Here is a 16,850-nt window from a genome sequence, read left to right on the forward strand (position 1 = left end):
GATTGTCAGTCCGTTTCGCACCAAGGGACGTGAAACGAATAAGGAAATAGCAACCGTTATGATGATGGCAATACCCTTGTTTTCCAAGTAGATTCCATAAGTTGATGTATAAAAGATTCTCCCTGACTCATTAGATTTTTCTGGCTAACATCGTGGCAAAACGCATGCGGATAGGATTGCCATTTTCGTCGCACCTGTGAAGGTGGCCGAAATTTTCATTGTACTTAATGAGTTGCCATTCTTTATAGTAGTCAGCTAGTTCGCCTTCCTTAAAAGTGAAAGGAAAGGGCATGGGGCAGGGGGCGTCTATTGTATCCATAGCACAGACAATCAGGTTATAACCACCAGGTCGGGTACTTTCCTGCATATCCCTAATGATGGCCGGTACACGCTTGGGGTCTAGGAACATGAAAACAACTGTTGAAAGAATAAGATCGTAGGTATTAGCTAAATTAGCGGCATTAATATCATAGACCTTACATTGAATTGGCAGATTTTCATGTTCAGCGATCTGACTTAGGCGGTTTAGACTAAGTTGGTTGATATCAAGTGAGGTTACCTGATGGCCTAGAATGGAAAGGTAGAGGCTGTTGCGTCCCTTTCCACAGCCTAAATCCAAAGTTTTGTTTGCAGGAATGCTTTCTCGTCCAATTGCTTCTCGCACTTCAGAGTGAGGTTCGATTTGATACTTTTTAGCAAAGTAATCTGCAGGTAGGCAGTAAAATTCTAAATAAAATTCTAGGTCGCTTGACGCTGCTTCGATACGATGCCAAACTTGTGGTGGAACAAGAGGAGGCTGACTGTCCTTGTCAAAGCTTGTCTGCCCTAACACTTGACCTTCATTGTCTAAGACATAGTAAATCAGCTGGCCTGAAAGGATAGTTAATTTCCCCCAAGTTCCTGCCTTGGTATTGTGCTTCTTGATGAAGGTGTTAGGGATAGTTGCGGCTGTCCAGTTGGGCATTCGTTTGTAAGGAATTAATTTTTCAGTATCAATATCAATCATTGCAACCCTTTCTTTTAATGAAATACAAAGGTGTCAGGGATATGTAGCAAAAGAGGAAGGCTAAGGAAGACGCTCGGCCAGCTATCAAGTAGTTGGGAAGACTTCGTCTATTTGCGCAGTGGCGTAGACACATCCGGTTTGTGGATTTATTATAGCAGAAAATGCTTCGATTTCAGTGGTTGTAGGTAATAAAATAATTAAATGGTGAAGCATCTGGAAGCTTCACTTTAAAACGTTTACATGCTCAAAGGTCTGATTTAAAGGGGAAATTGTGGTACAATAAAAAGGTTGAAATATTTATAGATAAAATAGAGGAAATCATGACTAAACTTAGAGAAGATATTCGCAATGTCGCTATTATCGCTCACGTTGACCATGGGAAAACAACTCTGGTCGATGAACTTTTGAAGCAATCCCATACGCTTGATGAACGCAAGGAGTTGGATGAACGTGCGATGGATTCCAATGACCTAGAAAAAGAGCGTGGAATTACCATCTTAGCTAAAAATACAGCAGTGGCCTATAACGATGTACGTATCAACATCATGGATACTCCAGGACACGCAGATTTCGGTGGAGAAGTTGAGCGTATCATGAAGATGGTTGATGGTGTTGTTCTGGTTGTGGATGCTTATGAGGGAACCATGCCCCAGACTCGTTTTGTGCTGAAAAAGGCTCTGGAGCAAAATTTAACACCGATTGTTGTCGTTAACAAGATTGACAAACCAGCGGCACGTCCCAACGAAGTAGTTGACGAAGTTCTGGAGCTCTTCATTGAGTTAGGAGCCGATGACAACCAGCTGGACTTTCCAGTTGTTTATGCCTCAGCTATCAATGGCACATCATCTTTATCGGATAATTCGGCGGAGCAAGAACATACTATGGCACCGGTCTTTGATACCATTATTGATCATATTCCTGCACCGATTGACAACTCTGATGAACCTTTGCAATTTCAGGTCTCTCTTTTGGATTACAACGATTTTGTTGGTCGTATCGGTATCGGTCGCGTCTTCCGTGGAGCTGTCAAGGTTGGTGATCAGGTAACGCTCTCTAAACTGGATGGCACAAGTAAAAACTTTCGTGTGACCAAGCTTTTTGGTTTCTTCGGCCTTGAACGTCGAGAAATTCAAGAAGCAAAGGCTGGGGATTTGATTGCTGTTTCAGGTATGGAAGATATTTTCGTTGGTGAAACCATCACGCCGACAGATGCGGTTGAACCTCTGCCGATCCTTCATATTGATGAACCCACTTTGCAGATGACCTTCTTGGTTAACAATTCTCCTTTTGCCGGTCGTGAAGGTAAATGGGTAACGTCACGTAAGGTAGAAGAGCGTCTTTTAGCAGAACTGCAGACAGATGTATCACTGCGTGTTGATCCCACAGATTCTCCGGATAAATGGATTGTTTCAGGCCGTGGAGAATTACATCTATCTATCCTGATTGAAACTATGCGCCGTGAAGGCTATGAGTTGCAAGTGTCGCGTCCGGAGGTCATCATCAAGGAAATTGATGGGGTCAAATGTGAACCATTTGAACGCGTGCAAATTGATACACCGGAAGAATATCAGGGAGCTATTATCCAGAGCCTGTCTGAACGCAAAGGTGACATGTTGGATATGCAGGTGGTTGGTAACGGCCAGACCCGCTTAATCTTTTTGATTCCAGCTCGCGGTTTGATTGGCTATTCGACAGAATTTCTATCTATGACGCGTGGCTACGGCATTATGAACCATACCTTTGACCAATATCTGCCAGTCGTTCCTAGTGAAATTTCCGGCCGTCATCGTGGTGCTCTTGTCTCTATTGAAAATGGTAAAGCAACGACTTATTCTATCATGCGTATTGAGGAGCGTGGTACTATCTTTGTTAATCCGGGCACTGAGGTTTATGAAGGCATGATTGTCGGCGAAAATTCTCGTGACAATGATTTAGGGGTTAATATTACAACAGCTAAACAGATGACCAATGTTCGCTCAGCAACTAAGGATCAGACAGCTGTTATCAAGACACCGCGTATTCTGACCTTAGAGGAATCTTTAGAATTTCTAAATGATGATGAATACATGGAAGTGACCCCAGAATCTATCCGCCTGCGTAAGCAAATCTTAAATAAGGCAGCCCGTGATAAGGCTAATAAAAAGAAAAAATCAGCTGAATAAACAGGCGGCGTTAACTATTTACTCTTGTTTGAATATCTATCAGCTGACGTGATAGTTGCTACTGAAGCAAGAAGTCTCAATGATGTGTCAAAGGAGAAGTGATTGCTTAGGTGCAGCTCCTTTGGATAAAGCAGTTTTAGGAATATAATTATTTTCCAGACATCGATGCATTTTATTCGGATTCTTATTGGTACTAAGAGGCCAAATAACTTGCTATTTTATATATGGCCCCTGCCTCAAAGTCTGTTTAAAGGAACGGAGCGGTTAGAAAAACAGGACTTTCTGTTGATCTTCTATTTTCAATTTGCTTTTTAGGGAGGGGTATCTTAGTAAAAGGAGGCGCGGATGTTTTATTTTATTGTAGCAATTCTCATTGCGATTTATTATTTCTTTGCGGCTCCTAAGACCGTCAAGAATACTATGAATATGATTTCAACCATGGGAATTGTGGCAGTCCTACTGGTTATGTCCATTTTGGGATTCGTCAAGTTGATTCAGTCGCCTCCTGAAGTTTTTGTAGGGATAGCGATGATTGGAGTGGCTTATTTTAGTCTGCGGGATGTTATCAGGCTTTCATCTAGGCCTAATAAACACCGCAAGTATATCATTGGTTTTAGAGATTTTATCATTAATCATTTTAAATCATAGTTTGAAGAGCCGGACGATTCAGTCAGGCTCTTTTTAGCTTAAACAAAAGGCCTTAAACCTCTGATGGGAGTCTTACCGACTACAGAAACTATAAAGCCAAAGAAGGCTGACTGTCCTCTTTATTAGAAAAGGATCAACATTTTTTCTTTATCTTGAAAAAGCAGGAGATTAAGGGTAAAATAAAGAGAACTATACTAGGTTAGAAGTGGGCGCGATATGAAAGCAATTAAAGAATTTGAAAATAAAAAAGTGCTGGTTCTGGGGTTGGCCCGTTCAGGTGAGGCGGCTGCCCGTCTTTTATCAAAACTGGGTGCTATTGTGACGGTGAATGATGGTAAGCCTTTTGAGGAAAATCCGTCAGCTCAAGCGCTGCTGGAAGAAGGAATTAAGGTTATTTGTGGTTCTCATCCTATAGAACTTTTAGATGAGGACTTTGCCTGCATGGTAAAAAATCCAGGCATCCCTTATGATAATGCTATGGTTGTTAAAGCTTTGGAGAAGGGGATTCCTGTCTACACAGAAGTTGAACTAGCCTATCGTATTTCTGAAAGTCCAATTATTGGTATTACAGGCTCCAACGGTAAAACAACAACAACGACTATGATTGCGGATGTTCTCAACAATGGCGGCCTATCCGGTCTATTGTCTGGTAATATTGGCTACCCAGCTTCTGAAGTTGCCCAGTCAGCTACCACAGAGGATATTCTTGTTATGGAGCTGTCTTCTTTTCAGTTGATGGGAATAGAGAATTTTCATCCTCACATAGCAGTTATTACCAATCTTATGCCAACTCATCTTGATTATCATGGCTCCTTTGAGGCTTATGTTGCGGCTAAGTGGAATCTTCAAAAAAATATGACGGCAGATGATTATTTAGTGCTTAATTTTAATCAAGATTTGGCTAAGGATTTAGCTACCAAGACTGCCGCAGGCATCGTACCCTTTTCAACACAAGAAGTTGTAGATGGCGCCTATCTGCTCGATGGTCAGCTTTATTTCAAGGGGGAGGCTGTTATGGCGGCAGATGATTTGGGAGTGCCCGGCAGTCATAATATTGAAAATGCCCTGGCGACAATTGCTGTTGCTAAGCTATCGGGGATTTCTAATCAAGCTATTGTTGAGACTTTGTCGCAGTTTGGGGGTGTTAAACATCGTCTGCAATCTCTAGGACAGGTCGATGGTGTAGCCTTCTACAACGATAGTAAATCAACTAATATTTTAGCTACTCAAAAAGCTCTGTCTGGCTTTGCTAATGGTAAGGTTATCCTCATTGCCGGTGGTTTGGATCGTGGAAACGAATTTGATGATCTAGTGCCTGACATTGAAGGACTTAAAAAGATGGTTATTCTAGGTGAGTCAGCTCCCCGTCTCAAACGAGCCGCTGATAAGGCTGGGGTCTCTTATATTGATGCTCAGGATGTTAAGGAAGCAGCGGGGTTGGCCTTTGAAGAAGCTGATGAGGGAGACACTGTTCTCCTTAGTCCTGCCAATGCTAGCTGGGATATGTATAAAAACTTTGAAGTCCGTGGTGACGAGTTTATCGCTGCTTTTGAAGCACTCCAAGGAGAATAGGCATGGCTAAAAGGATAGTTTTTACTGGCGGTGGGACGGTCGGTCATGTGACCTTAAATCTAATTTTGATTCCTAAGTTTTTAAAAGATGGCTGGGAAGTTCACTATATTGGTGATAAACATGGTATTGAGCATGAGCAGTTAAAACAATCAGGCTTTGACGTGACCTTTCACAGTATCGCAACCGGAAAATTGCGTCGGTATTTTTCTTTTCAAAATATGCTGGATATTTTCAAGGTTGGCTGGGGTGTTCTGCAGTCGTTAGCCATTATTGCTAGGATTAGGCCACAAGCTCTTTTTTCTAAGGGAGGTTTTGTTTCTGTCCCGCCGGTTGTAGCCGCTAAGTTGCTAGGTGTGCCTGTTTTTGTGCATGAGTCAGACTTATCCATGGGCTTGGCCAACCGCATTGCTTATAAATTTGCGACAAAAATGTACACAACCTTTGAATTGGGAACATCTTTAAGCAAGGCACAGCATGTCGGTGCCATTACTAAGGTTGTAAAGAAGGCTGCTGCAAAAATTTCGGAAGAGCCTGCTGAAATTGCTTCTATCAAGGCTCAGTTTGACTCACAGCTAAAGACCCTCCTGTTTATTGGCGGTTCGGCTGGTGCTAAGGTCTTCAATGATTTTATTAGTCACAATCCTGATTTACTGAGAGATTATAATGTTATCAATATTTCAGGTGATAAGAGCCTCAATAGCCTGAGCAAGAATCTCTATCGTGTAGATTATGTTACAGATCTCTATCAACCCCTGATGGATATGGCAGATGTTGTTATTACAAGAGGTGGTTCTAATACCATTTTTGAGCTCTTGGCCATGCGCAAACTGCATATCATTGTACCCTTGAGCAAAGAAGCTAGTCGCGGTGATCAATTGGAAAATGCTGCTTATTTCGAGAAAAAGGGCTATGCCCAGCAGCTGGCTGAGTCAGACTTGACCTTAGATGAGCTTGAATCCAAGTTAGATCAGCTTTGGGAAGAAAAAGATAGCTATCTGGCAGCTATGGCGGCAACAGAAGAATTGAAATCACCGGATGAATTTTACAAACTTTTAAGTGCTGCTATTATCCAGAAGAAATAGGAGGGAGACCTTGGCTAAAAAACCAACGAATGATTCCTCGAAAGGGGAAGAGAAAAACGGGCTGACGGAGTGGCAGAAACGCAATCTGGACTTTTTAAAGCAAAAAGAAAAAGAAAAGAAAGAGCAAGAAAAACTGCGTAAGGAACTGCAGGCACAAAAGCGAGCACATCTGCAAGCAAAATCTACTGGTAAAAAGGAGCTTGACGAGAAAAAAAGGGAATCTGAGTCTGCTACCCAGTCTAAATCTGCTAAGACCTCTTCAAAAAAAACAAAGGTGAAGCCAGTTAAGAAAAAAACGCAAAAGAAGGCAGCTGCCAAGTCGAAACCTAAAACTAACTCTCTTTCGACTAAGTTTAAGCGGCGAATGACTAGCGTCTTAGTGCCTGCTATTCTGGGGATAATCTTCTCACTTTATCTGATGACTCCAGCCAGCAAAATTAAGCAGGTTACCGTTGATGGGGCTAATAGAACAGACAGTCAAACTGTGGTTAAAGCTTCTGGATTAGCAGATGACTCCTATACCTTCTCAACGATTTTTAATCGTTCTGAATTGGCTCGCTCTATTGAGAAAAATGATGTTTGGGTTAAATCAGCCAAAGTAGATTACCACTTTCCTTTTACTTTCACCATTAAGGTAAAAGAACATAATATTGTAGCCTATGCCCAAACTGACCAAGGCTATGAGCCTATTTTAGAAAGTGGGACCCGTCTCAACAGTCTTGAGGCTAATGATTTACCTGAACAGTTTACAACGATCAATCTTGAAAATGGTAAGTACTTATCTAGTCTGATTAAAAAGTTAACCAAAATGGACCGAAACCTGATTTCAGAGATTAAGGTGATTAGCTTAGCAGGTTCGAAAACGACTTCTGACTTGTTGAAATTAGATATGCAGGATGGCAATATTGTTTATGTTCCCTTGTCGCAGATTGATAAGAAGCTGCCATACTATGATAAAATTAAGGATAATCTGAAGGACAACCATGTTGTCGATATGGAGGTCGGTATCTTTGCTACTAGTGATGAGGGTGATGACTCTAATCAGGAAGGTGAGACATCTGAAAGTTCGGCGGCAGATGATGCGGTCCCTGAAACTGACCCTAACCAAGACAATCAGCCTGATGTTTCTCAGCCTGAAGCTGAAAGTTCTGATAGTAATACAAATGAAGCAGCCAACTCAGAGCAGTAGGCTGCTTTTAAAAACTATAAGCTATGTTGTGTTTTAAGTGGAAGGAAGTGATAAAACTCTCTTTTTTTCTGTTAGGTTAAATGATTTGAGCTTGAATAAAAGTTGGCTTTATAAGGAGGTTTTGTCTACTTAGGCACAAGTTTTTAGAGAAGAGCGGATGACTCCCTTTTTTCTAGGTCTATAGGCCAGTTAGGTAGCTGAAAATAGGAATAACAAAATCAACAACTAGGCCGATAATAACCACAGCGATAGCAGCCATGGCTCCTTCCAGTTCTCCTAGCTCTAGAGCAAATGCCGCTCCAACGGTATGGCCTGAGGTGCCCAGCCCTAGGCCGACGCCAATTTCACTTTTATCAAGACGGAAGAATTTAACGAGTTTTTTACCTAAAGCGTAAATAATAACGGCGTTGAGAATACAAGCCATGGCGGTAACAGCTGAATTACCTCCAATGGCACTAGCGATAGGGAGGGCGATAGCTGTTGTTGCAGCCTGTGGCAGCATAGAAGCAGTGCTGACATGACTGAGCCCAATCATTTTAGAAATGCTAACAATGAGCATTAAAGAAATAACCATGCCTAATGTTAAGCTGGTGAGAATTTCCAACCAGTATTTTTTAATAGTGGCATTTTTCTTATAAAGCGGTACAGCAAAAGCAATGGTGGCTGGGTTGAGAAACCAGAAAATCAAATCGCCGCCGGGCTTATAGGCTTGGATGTAGAGGGTTTTAGCATCGGTACCCAGTCCTTTAGCCAGTAAAATCAAGAGAATAATACCGGCAACCATAGCAAAGAAAAGGGGCTGCAAGAGAAAGAATCCCTTGCTTTTCTTGAAGAGATACTGACCGATGGTATAGAGAATCAGTGAGAAGCAAATACCGAAAATAGGTGTTTTCAATAGTTCCATTTTATTTACCCTCTACTTCCTTTGCAAATTTTTTCGATGTATGAAAATGAAGTTTTTCTGCTAATTTAGCTAGACTGACTTGTCTTAGAGATAGAATAACTCGAGTAACATAAGTGACGATGACCAACATGGCAACTGTTGACAATCCAATGACCAGTATTAACTGTAAGCCTTCTGCCTGAAGGATATTGAGGTTGGCAGCGATAGAGATGCCTGATGGAACGAACATAAAACCAATCATACTGATAAGGAGAGAACCTAAGGAGTCTACCCATTCTATCTTGATGAGGTGGCTGCTGAGTAGAGCATACATCAAGATAAGCCCGATAACTGTAGCTGGAATGGGCAAGGCTTTGGGCAGCAGCTCAGAGATGATTTGAGAAACCAAAAGGATAGCTGTATAGATAGACATTTGGATAAACATAGGTGCTGATTTAGTTTGGTGGGACTCAGTTGTTTTTTTCATGATGCAGATAGCTCCTTTCTTTATTGAACGGCTTTATTATATAAAATTTTTTAGTAAACGTTTTCAACCCTAAGCTCGGTTGCAAAAAAAAGAAGCTGAAATGCAATTTTCAACTTCTCAACGACAACACATCTTTGTATTGATAGGTAACTTTTATAGGGTAAGGTGGTTGTTTAATGCTTTTAAATAGGAGCGTCCAACAGGGAATTTGTCACCATTAGTCATGACTAGCAGAAGGGTGTGATTAAACCAAGGCTGGATTTCTTTAATCATTTCAAGATTGACAATGGTATTGCGATGAATTTGCAAAAGATTGGGAGAAACCGTCCGCTTTTTAAACCAGTTTAGAGGCTTTTTGACGGTGTAACTTTTATCTTTGGTGCTGACAGTTAGCTCACCATCTTCAACGCTGGCGGCAACGACATCGGCTAGTTTTAAAACGACACTGCGGTCGGCTAGTGTCAAGGTCAGTAATTCAACACTTTTTTGTGATTTGGCAGTATCTGTCTCAGGGGTGTTTAGTTTCTGAATTTTTTGTACCTTAGCTAGAGCCTTGTCAACACGTTCCTGCTCAAAGGGTTTTAGGATATAATCTACAGCATTGCTGTCAAAGGCCTGAACAGCATAGTCGTCGTAGGCGGTGGCAAAAACAACAAGAGGCGGCTGGGCCAGTTGTTCTAATTGATTGGCTAGAGTAAAGCCATTCTCCTCACTGAGGGAGATATCCAGAAAAATCAAATCAATTGCCTGACGAAAGAGAATTTTTTCTGCTGAGCTAATATCTTCTGCCTCAAAAATTTCTGGCTGAGCAATCTGCTGGCTGTTCTGGATTAAAAAGTTTAATTCCTGCCTGGCTAGTTGTTCGTCATCAAGAATCAGAATTTTCATGCTTATCATCTCCGGTATTGATATTATTAGGAATAGTGTACCAGACAGTGGTTCCCTCAGAGTCACTGTCAAAATGCAGGCGGCTGACACTGCCGTAAAGAAGGTTAAGGCGATTGTTAAGATTGACTAAGGCAGTCCCCGAACCTGTACTTTCTGAGACAATTTCTTGACCTAGCTTATCAATGATGGCAGAAGAAATCCCTGTCCCATTATCCCTGACAACTATTTTATAACTGCCTTGCTCATCTGTTATCGTAATAAGAATACGGTTATTGGTTTTGCGGTCTTTAAAAGCATGGCGAACAGCGTTTTCGACTAAAACCTGAAGTCCAAAGGGGGGAAGAGTCATGGATTCTGGGACTGTAATGTTATAGTCTAACTGGTACTTGTCAGGAAAACGGAGCTTTTCAATATTCATATAAGCATCGACATGGGATTTTTCCTGCTCTAGGGTTACTTCACGATCTTGACCGCCTTGTAGGCTGGTTCTAAAGAAGGTACTCAGCTGCATGAGGGCGTAGCGTGCCTTACTGGCATCGATACGGATTAAGGCGCTGATGGTATTGATAGCATTGAAGAAAAAGTGGGGATTAATTTGAGCTTGAAGGGCTTTAATTTCAGCGATGCTGGCGAGCTTATTCTGCTCCTCAGCAATGCCTATGGCCAGCTGTCCTGAGAAGATCTGTGCTAAGCCTAGAGCTAAATTCTCTTCTACCTCTGTCATCTGTTTATCACCAGCAAAGTACATTTTCAGGGCTCCAACAGTCCTAGTGTTGATTTTGAGTGGAACGACAATAGCTGAATTGAGAAGGCAGCTTTTGTCAGGGCAGGAAATGGCTGATTTATCAAGGGCAGTCTGAGATTCTCCGCTTAAGATAACACTTTTAGAAAGGTCGGTTTTAACGGGCTGTCCAGCAATATGGTGATCCTGCCCTATTCCTATGTGGGCTAGAACATTAGTGCGATCCGTCAGACCTACGGCATCAAAATTGGTATGGGCTTTGATAATGGTGCAGACCTTAGCTGCTGATTGCTGACTCAGCCCCTGTCGGAGATAGGGCAGGGTTTGCCGCGTTAAATCTAGGACATCCCGTGTCTGGACAGCCCGCAGCTGCTGTTCATTAGAAAGATAAGTCTTGAGGATAGCCAGAAATAGGGTCGATCCCAGGCAGTTGAGCAGCATCATCGGGATGACGATTAATTTGACCAGATCCCAACCTGTAAAAAATCCAACAAAGAGCATCTGGATAGACTCTGCCAACAAGCTGATAAAGATCACTTGGGCCGTAGATGGATAGAGCCTTTTACCTCTTAGATAATCGCCAATGCGACCGCTGAGATAGCCGACTAGAGAAGAACTGACAATATAAAAGGCACCGGAAAAATTTCCTTGGAGGAAGCGATGAATACCGCCGATAAAGCCTACCACCGTACCGACTAGAGGTCCCCCTACTAGACTGGCGGTAGTGATGACTAGTGTCCTAGTATTAGCCAATGAATCAGAGTGTGAAATTGAGGTGAGGATCGGTCTTTCAACCAAGCTTCGATCTCCTCTGATTTCGATTCCCGTCATATTGGAGATGATGACAAAAATACCAAAGATGATCATCAAGGCAATTGTTTCACGCTTGGATCGTTCACCAATTAGCTGCCGAAAGTAACTGTTATTGACAAGTAAGAAGGCCAGAATCATAATAATTCCCAGCCTTTGGAAAAGCAGAATCATTAACATAGCGAGAGCCTCCCATAGCTGCCTGCTGTATGACTATCCCTAGTATCCCTCAAAGAGCCTATTTGGCTAAATAAGGATAGATAGCTTGGTAGTCTGTGATAATTTTATCAGCTGCACTTAAATCTTGGAGTGGATAATCGGGATTGGCAAAACCAAAGCAGTACATTCCAGCTGCTTTGGCGGCCAGACTGCCATTTTTAGTATCTTCGATAACGGTGCAGTCGGCGGGATTGACATTTAAAAGTTGAGCTGCTTTTAAAAAGACGTCGGGAGCCGGTTTTGAATGCGGTACTGCTTCACCAGTCACCATGTAATCAAAACAGTCTGCCAGCTCTAACTCTGTCAGCGCATACTGAATATCACCTAAGGGGGAGGATGATGCAACAGCCAAACGGTAATCATGATCGTAAAGCCAGTGTACTAACCGCTGGGCACCCTTGATGGGACGGATGCCATCGCGCGCTATCATTTCAGAACGCCGTTTATTCATTTCTGCAATGTAATCTGATACAGATTTAGGCAGTTGAAATTCGTCTTTCATTTTTTGCCACATGAATTCAAAGGTGGTCCCCATATACTGATATTGGTAACTTTCATCTGTATCAATCCCATGATCCCTCAGGATCTGCGTTTTTGTCTGCAAAAAAGTATACTCTGAGTCAACAATAACACCGTCCATATCGAAGATAATAATTTTTTTCATGGCTTCCTCCTCAATCTTGTGCCTCTATTGTAAACGTTATCTTTTACATTTTCAACTAGGAGATAGCCAGCCTGTTTCTTTGAGTATAAATAAGGAAAAGGCAAAGAAGCTATTAAAATTCAGTGGCATTAAGCTTTGAGGTTAGTTTGCAGGGGAACGAGAATTTTAAATCTAATTTGAAAATCTCTCCATCTTTCGCTATAATAGGACGTTGTTAGCTTGGCCTTTGGCCGGCTTGTAATAAATATAAGAATAGAGTTTGAAGTAGCAAGGGCTGGGGCTTGCCCTACTATTTCAAATAATAAAGGAAGCAAGATGACACTTCAAGATGCAATTAAAAGACGGCGAACCTTTGCGATTATCTCTCACCCAGACGCAGGTAAGACAACCATTACTGAGCAGCTGCTCTATTTTGGGGGTGAAATCCGCGAAGCGGGTACCGTCAAGGGAAAAAAAACTGGAACCTTTGCCAAGTCTGACTGGATGGACATTGAGAAACAGCGCGGAATTTCAGTAACTTCGTCTGTGATGCAGTTTGATTATGCTGGTAAACGGGTTAATATCCTCGATACCCCAGGGCACGAGGACTTTTCAGAGGATACTTATCGGACCTTGATGGCGGTGGATGCAGCTGTCATGGTAGTTGATTCTGCTAAGGGGATTGAGGCGCAGACCAAGAAGCTTTTTGAGGTGGTCAAGCATCGCGGTATCCCCGTTTTTACTTTTATCAATAAGTTGGATCGTGATGGGCGCGAACCCTTAGATCTCTTGGAAGAACTAGAGGATGTCCTAGGTATTGCCAGCTATCCTATGAACTGGCCAATCGGTATGGGGCGAGCTTTCGAAGGACTCTACGATCTTCATAATCAGCGATTAGAGCTCTACAAGGGGGACGAGCGTTTTGCGAGTATTGAAAAAGGTGATAGTCTCTTTGCTTCAAATCCCTTCTATGAGCAGGTTAAGGAAGATATCGAGCTTCTGACTGAGGCCGGAAATGAATTTTCAGAAGAAGCTGTCTCAGCAGGTGAGCTGACTCCCGTTTTCTTTGGTTCGGCTTTGACAAACTTTGGGGTACAGACCTTTCTTGATACCTTTTTAGAATTTGCCCCAGAACCACACGGCCACCAAACGACGGATGATCGTGTGATTGATCCTTTGGATAAGGATTTTTCCGGTTTTGTTTTCAAAATTCAGGCTAATATGGATCCCCGCCATCGCGACCGTATTGCTTTTGTGCGTATCGTTTCTGGTGAGTTTGAGAGAGGTATGTCAGTAAACCTAACGCGGACGGGTAAGGGGGCTAAATTGTCCAATGTTACCCAATTTATGGCAGAATCACGGGAAAACGTGGAAAATGCTGTTGCTGGTGACATTATTGGCGTCTATGATACTGGGACTTACCAAGTTGGGGATACTCTTACTGTCGGTAAGAATAAGTTCGAATTTGAGCCGCTGCCAACCTTTACACCCGAACTCTTTATGAAGGTTTCAGCCAAGAATGTCATGAAGCAGAAGTCTTTCCATAAAGGAATTGAGCAGCTGGTGCAAGAAGGGGCTATCCAGCTCTATACCAACTACCAAACCGGCGAATATATGCTGGGAGCTGTCGGTCAGTTACAATTTGAAGTTTTTAAGCATCGTATGGAGGGGGAATACAATGCTGAAGTGGTTATGACACCGATGGGCAGCAAAACGGTGCGTTGGATTAAGCCCGAGGATCTAGACGAGCGTATGTCGTCCAGCCGTAATATTCTTGCCAGGGATCGTTTCAATCAACCCGTTTTCCTCTTTGAGAATGATTTTGCCCTACGCTGGTTTGCAGATAAGTATCCAGATGTGGAGTTAGAAGAGAAAATGTAATTATGTGTAGAAGCTACCGTCAAGGGTAGCTTTTTATATGGGGTTCTTAGGTTAGGCAGATATTTAAGATTATCAAAACATCTCATTAATTAGTGATAAATCAGAAAAATTATTGATAGATATAGGTTTTGTAAGCAATTTGTTGTAGAGATGACAGCTTTTTTATATGAAAATTATGTTACAATAGCGTAAATTATCATTAAAAGGAGAAATGTCTATGTCATTGGAAAAAAAAGAATACTTCAGTTTTCGCAAATTGAAATTTGGGCTGGCTTCTGTCGCCGTTGCAGCCTCTTTAACAGGAGCAGCCAGCGCTGCTCAAGCTGATGAAGCGGATTATCAGGAAGCTCAACCAGGTAGTCAAGGGCAGACAGCTGTCAATCAGCTGCCAGAGTCAGAAGAGCACACTCAAGTAAAAGAGCAAGTAACAGCTGCTCCCACTGCAGTAGCGCCTTCAGAAGGACAAGATCAAGAACCTGCTTCCAGTCAGGAAGATGGAGCTGTTGGTAGCGAAGTTCAAGCGACTGAAACATCAGAAAATGCCGGCACAGCTGTCAGTCAATCGCTGGATTCTGAGTCGGTAGAGTTACAGACAGAAGCGGCGGTGTCTCGCATGCCAGCCCTTAGCCCAGAAGTCGCAAAATTAGCTTTTAGGCAGGCTGATGTTGCTAAGACGCGCTATCGTAACACTTTTGTTGATGATGGTCAGGGGAATTGGTACTATCTAGATAACGAGGGCAATAATGTCACAGGCAGCCAAACGATTCAGGGCAAGGAAATGTATTTTGCTCAAGATGGTAAGCAAATCAAGGGACAAGAAGTTACTATTGACGATAAGGTTTATTACTACGATGCCGATAGCGGTGAGAAGTGGTTCAATCGCTTCCGTATGGGTAGTGATGTCCAGACTTGGTTCTACTATGGCAATGATGGTGCCCGCGTGTCAGGAGCTCAATCTATCAATGGCCAGAATCTTTATTTTGATCCTGATACTGGTAAGCAAGCCAAGGGTGTTTTTGCGGTTGATAAGGATGGTAAAAACCACTACTATGATAGAAATAGCGGTAATCGTGTAGAAAATCGTTTCCTTCAAGTTGCTGATAAGTGGTATTATCTGGGATCGGATGGCGTTCCTCTAACCGGAGCGCAGACGATCAATGGTCAAGAACTTTACTTTAACGCCGACGGCAGTCAAGTCAAGGGAGATTTTGCAGAGTTTGATGGTGCTAAGCACTACTATGAGGCAGGTTCAGGAGATTTAGTCAAAAACACCACCCGAGTGATTGATGGTGTTACTTATGACTTTAATCATCAAGGGGAAGCAGTGGCTCTCAATCAGATTGAGACAGTTAAATCCAGTATTGTTGTCAGCAGCTATGAATTCGGTCCCAGTGTGTCAAAGGTGATCCTGCAGTTTAATCAACCAGTGACTCCTGCGGTTATCCACAATGAGGCGACTGTTACTACTGCAGGGCTTGAACGTAAAATTCTCAATTCTTATGTATCCGATGCAGAAGGCCATGTCGTCTATTTTGATAGTAGCAACTATGTGACCTTGGAGCTGGATGTTCCTTATGATACAGCAGATAGCAGTAAGAATGCTTCGCCATTCACTTTTGATCTTGCTGCCTTCCGTAATAACTGGGTTGGCAGTTACATAGTTAAGGTTGATAATTTACAAGTAGAGGCTGATGGTTCGGATAAGCATCAGACTGTAAATTCTGAACAAGATGCCATTAATAATCGTCTCTTACCCGATACTGATCGCTTTTCAGAACGCGGTAAACTCGGTCAATATCAGTATGCTGCCTACCAGCCTGAGCAGGCCAAAGCTGGTGAAAAGAATCCACTTATCGTCTGGTTGCATGGTGTTGGGGAGGTTGGTACAGATGTAAATATTCCTCTTTTAGCGAGCAATGCTGTTAAGCTAACTGAAGATTCTATCCAAGATCACTTTACATCAACAGGTAGGGGGAAGCAGAAAGGAGCTTACGTTCTTGTGCTGCAAACGCCAACGCCTTGGAATAAGGACGACACATCCAGTTTGATGGCAGCGATTCGTTCTTATGTAGCTGCGCATCCTGATGTTGACAGCCGGCGTATTTACCTATCCGGAGTCTCCAATGGTGGGGGGATGACCTTAGATATGGGGGTAGCCTATCCAAATTACTTTGCTGCCCTAGTACCAATCGCTGCTCCTTATGATGACTATCTTAGCAATAACAATGAAACGATTAGTGCTACGGCTATTAGCGCTTTGAGAAATCAACCCATGTGGCTGATTCATACGCGGGCAGATGATACTGTTGACCCTGATACTAATGTTTTGCCTTTCTATAAAGACTTGCTTAAAGCAGGTGCACAAAATAAATGGCTCTCTTACTTTGAGAGTAATGTCGGTCAATTTAATCCTAACATTACCTACAATGGTCACTGGTCCTGGATTTACTTCCTGAATGATCAGGTTACTGGTGTTCAAAATACGGATAATGCTAAAAACTGGGATGGTTTATCTGGAATGGTAGCGACTAATGCTACTCACGGTGGTGATGGTCAAGCTGTCGTAAATGATCGATCTTACGGCAATGTCTTTGATTGGCTCAATGCTCAGGTGAGACGCCGTCGGTAATCCTCTATA

Annotated in this window: 12 protein-coding genes and 3 pseudogenes; 9 read left to right on the top strand and 6 right to left on the bottom strand. The window is 42.6% G+C overall.

Annotated features, from left to right (window positions below):
• Nucleotides 1-130: 130 nt before the first annotated feature.
• A complete protein-coding gene (gene tehB / locus AC4HAO_RS01420; protein ID WP_491134354.1) occupies nt 131-1,006 on the bottom strand; it encodes an SAM-dependent methyltransferase TehB in 876 nt (291 codons plus the stop codon).
• A gap of 320 nt (nt 1,007-1,326) precedes the next feature.
• Here tehB and typA point away from each other — a divergent pair, with 320 nt between their 5' ends.
• From typA to AC4HAO_RS01445, 5 genes are all read left to right on the top strand, one after another.
• Nucleotides 1,327-3,168 (top strand): translational GTPase TypA, encoded by a 1,842-nt coding sequence (gene typA, locus AC4HAO_RS01425; RefSeq protein WP_491134355.1) that lies wholly within the window; start codon nt 1,327-1,329, stop codon nt 3,166-3,168.
• Between the two features lie 345 nt (nt 3,169-3,513).
• A complete protein-coding gene (locus AC4HAO_RS01430; protein ID WP_491092489.1) occupies nt 3,514-3,816 on the top strand; it encodes a DUF3165 family protein in 303 nt (100 codons plus the stop codon).
• Between the two features lie 216 nt (nt 3,817-4,032).
• Nucleotides 4,033-5,388: a UDP-N-acetylmuramoyl-L-alanine--D-glutamate ligase gene (gene murD, locus AC4HAO_RS01435; protein WP_491092488.1), complete on the top strand. Its 1,356-nt coding sequence runs from the start codon at nt 4,033-4,035 to the stop codon at nt 5,386-5,388.
• Between the two features lie 2 nt (nt 5,389-5,390).
• Nucleotides 5,391-6,470, top strand: a complete 1,080-nt coding sequence (locus AC4HAO_RS01440) for a UDP-N-acetylglucosamine--N-acetylmuramyl-(pentapeptide) pyrophosphoryl-undecaprenol N-acetylglucosamine transferase (RefSeq protein ID WP_491092487.1) — start codon at nt 5,391-5,393, stop codon at nt 6,468-6,470.
• A 10-nt stretch (nt 6,471-6,480) separates the two neighbouring features.
• Complete coding sequence (locus AC4HAO_RS01445) at nt 6,481-7,659, top strand: cell division protein FtsQ/DivIB (RefSeq protein WP_491134356.1); 1,179 nt, start codon at nt 6,481-6,483, stop codon at nt 7,657-7,659.
• A 178-nt stretch (nt 7,660-7,837) separates the two neighbouring features.
• Here the strand turns inward: AC4HAO_RS01445 and lrgB are convergent, their stop codons facing one another.
• The 5 genes from lrgB to AC4HAO_RS01470 all read right to left on the bottom strand — a co-directional run bounded on the left by lrgB (nt 7,838) and on the right by AC4HAO_RS01470 (nt 12,352).
• Complete coding sequence (lrgB, locus tag AC4HAO_RS01450; RefSeq protein ID WP_447452434.1) at nt 7,838-8,563, bottom strand: antiholin-like protein LrgB; 726 nt, start codon at nt 8,561-8,563, stop codon at nt 7,838-7,840.
• Nucleotide 8,564: 1 nt separating this feature from the next.
• Nucleotides 8,565-9,029 carry a CidA/LrgA family protein gene (locus AC4HAO_RS01455; protein ID WP_491134357.1) on the bottom strand — a complete coding sequence of 155 codons (465 nt, stop codon included), beginning with the start codon at nt 9,027-9,029 and terminating at the stop codon, nt 8,565-8,567.
• Nucleotides 9,030-9,182: 153 nt separating this feature from the next.
• Nucleotides 9,183-9,917, bottom strand: a complete 735-nt coding sequence (locus AC4HAO_RS01460; protein WP_491092482.1) for a LytR/AlgR family response regulator transcription factor — start codon at nt 9,915-9,917, stop codon at nt 9,183-9,185.
• Nucleotides 9,898-11,649, bottom strand: coding sequence for a LytS/YhcK type 5TM receptor domain-containing protein (locus AC4HAO_RS01465; RefSeq protein ID WP_491134358.1), 1,752 nt, complete (start codon nt 11,647-11,649; stop codon nt 9,898-9,900). Before AC4HAO_RS01465 ends, AC4HAO_RS01460 begins: the two co-directional genes overlap by 20 nt.
• Nucleotides 11,650-11,707: 58 nt before the next feature.
• Nucleotides 11,708-12,352 (bottom strand): HAD family hydrolase, encoded by a 645-nt coding sequence (locus AC4HAO_RS01470; protein WP_491134359.1) that lies wholly within the window; start codon nt 12,350-12,352, stop codon nt 11,708-11,710.
• Nucleotides 12,353-12,667: 315 nt separating this feature from the next.
• Between AC4HAO_RS01470 and AC4HAO_RS01475 the strand changes: the two genes are divergently transcribed.
• The 4 genes and pseudogenes from AC4HAO_RS01475 to AC4HAO_RS01490 form a co-directional block, all read left to right on the top strand.
• Nucleotides 12,668-14,212, top strand: a complete 1,545-nt coding sequence (locus AC4HAO_RS01475) for a peptide chain release factor 3 (RefSeq protein WP_491134360.1) — start codon at nt 12,668-12,670, stop codon at nt 14,210-14,212.
• 217 nt (nt 14,213-14,429) lie between these two features.
• Nucleotides 14,430-14,550 (top strand): annotated as a pseudogene (locus AC4HAO_RS01480) (YSIRK-type signal peptide-containing protein); the annotation flags it as partial.
• Nucleotides 14,551-14,894: 344 nt separating this feature from the next.
• Nucleotides 14,895-15,089 (top strand): annotated as a pseudogene (locus tag AC4HAO_RS01485) (hypothetical protein); the annotation flags it as partial.
• A gap of 33 nt (nt 15,090-15,122) precedes the next feature.
• A pseudogene (locus tag AC4HAO_RS01490) lies at nt 15,123-16,841 on the top strand (PHB depolymerase family esterase); the annotation flags it as partial.
• Nucleotides 16,842-16,850: the final 9 nt, after the last annotated feature.

The organism is Streptococcus sp. ELY_137, from assembly GCF_058314515.1.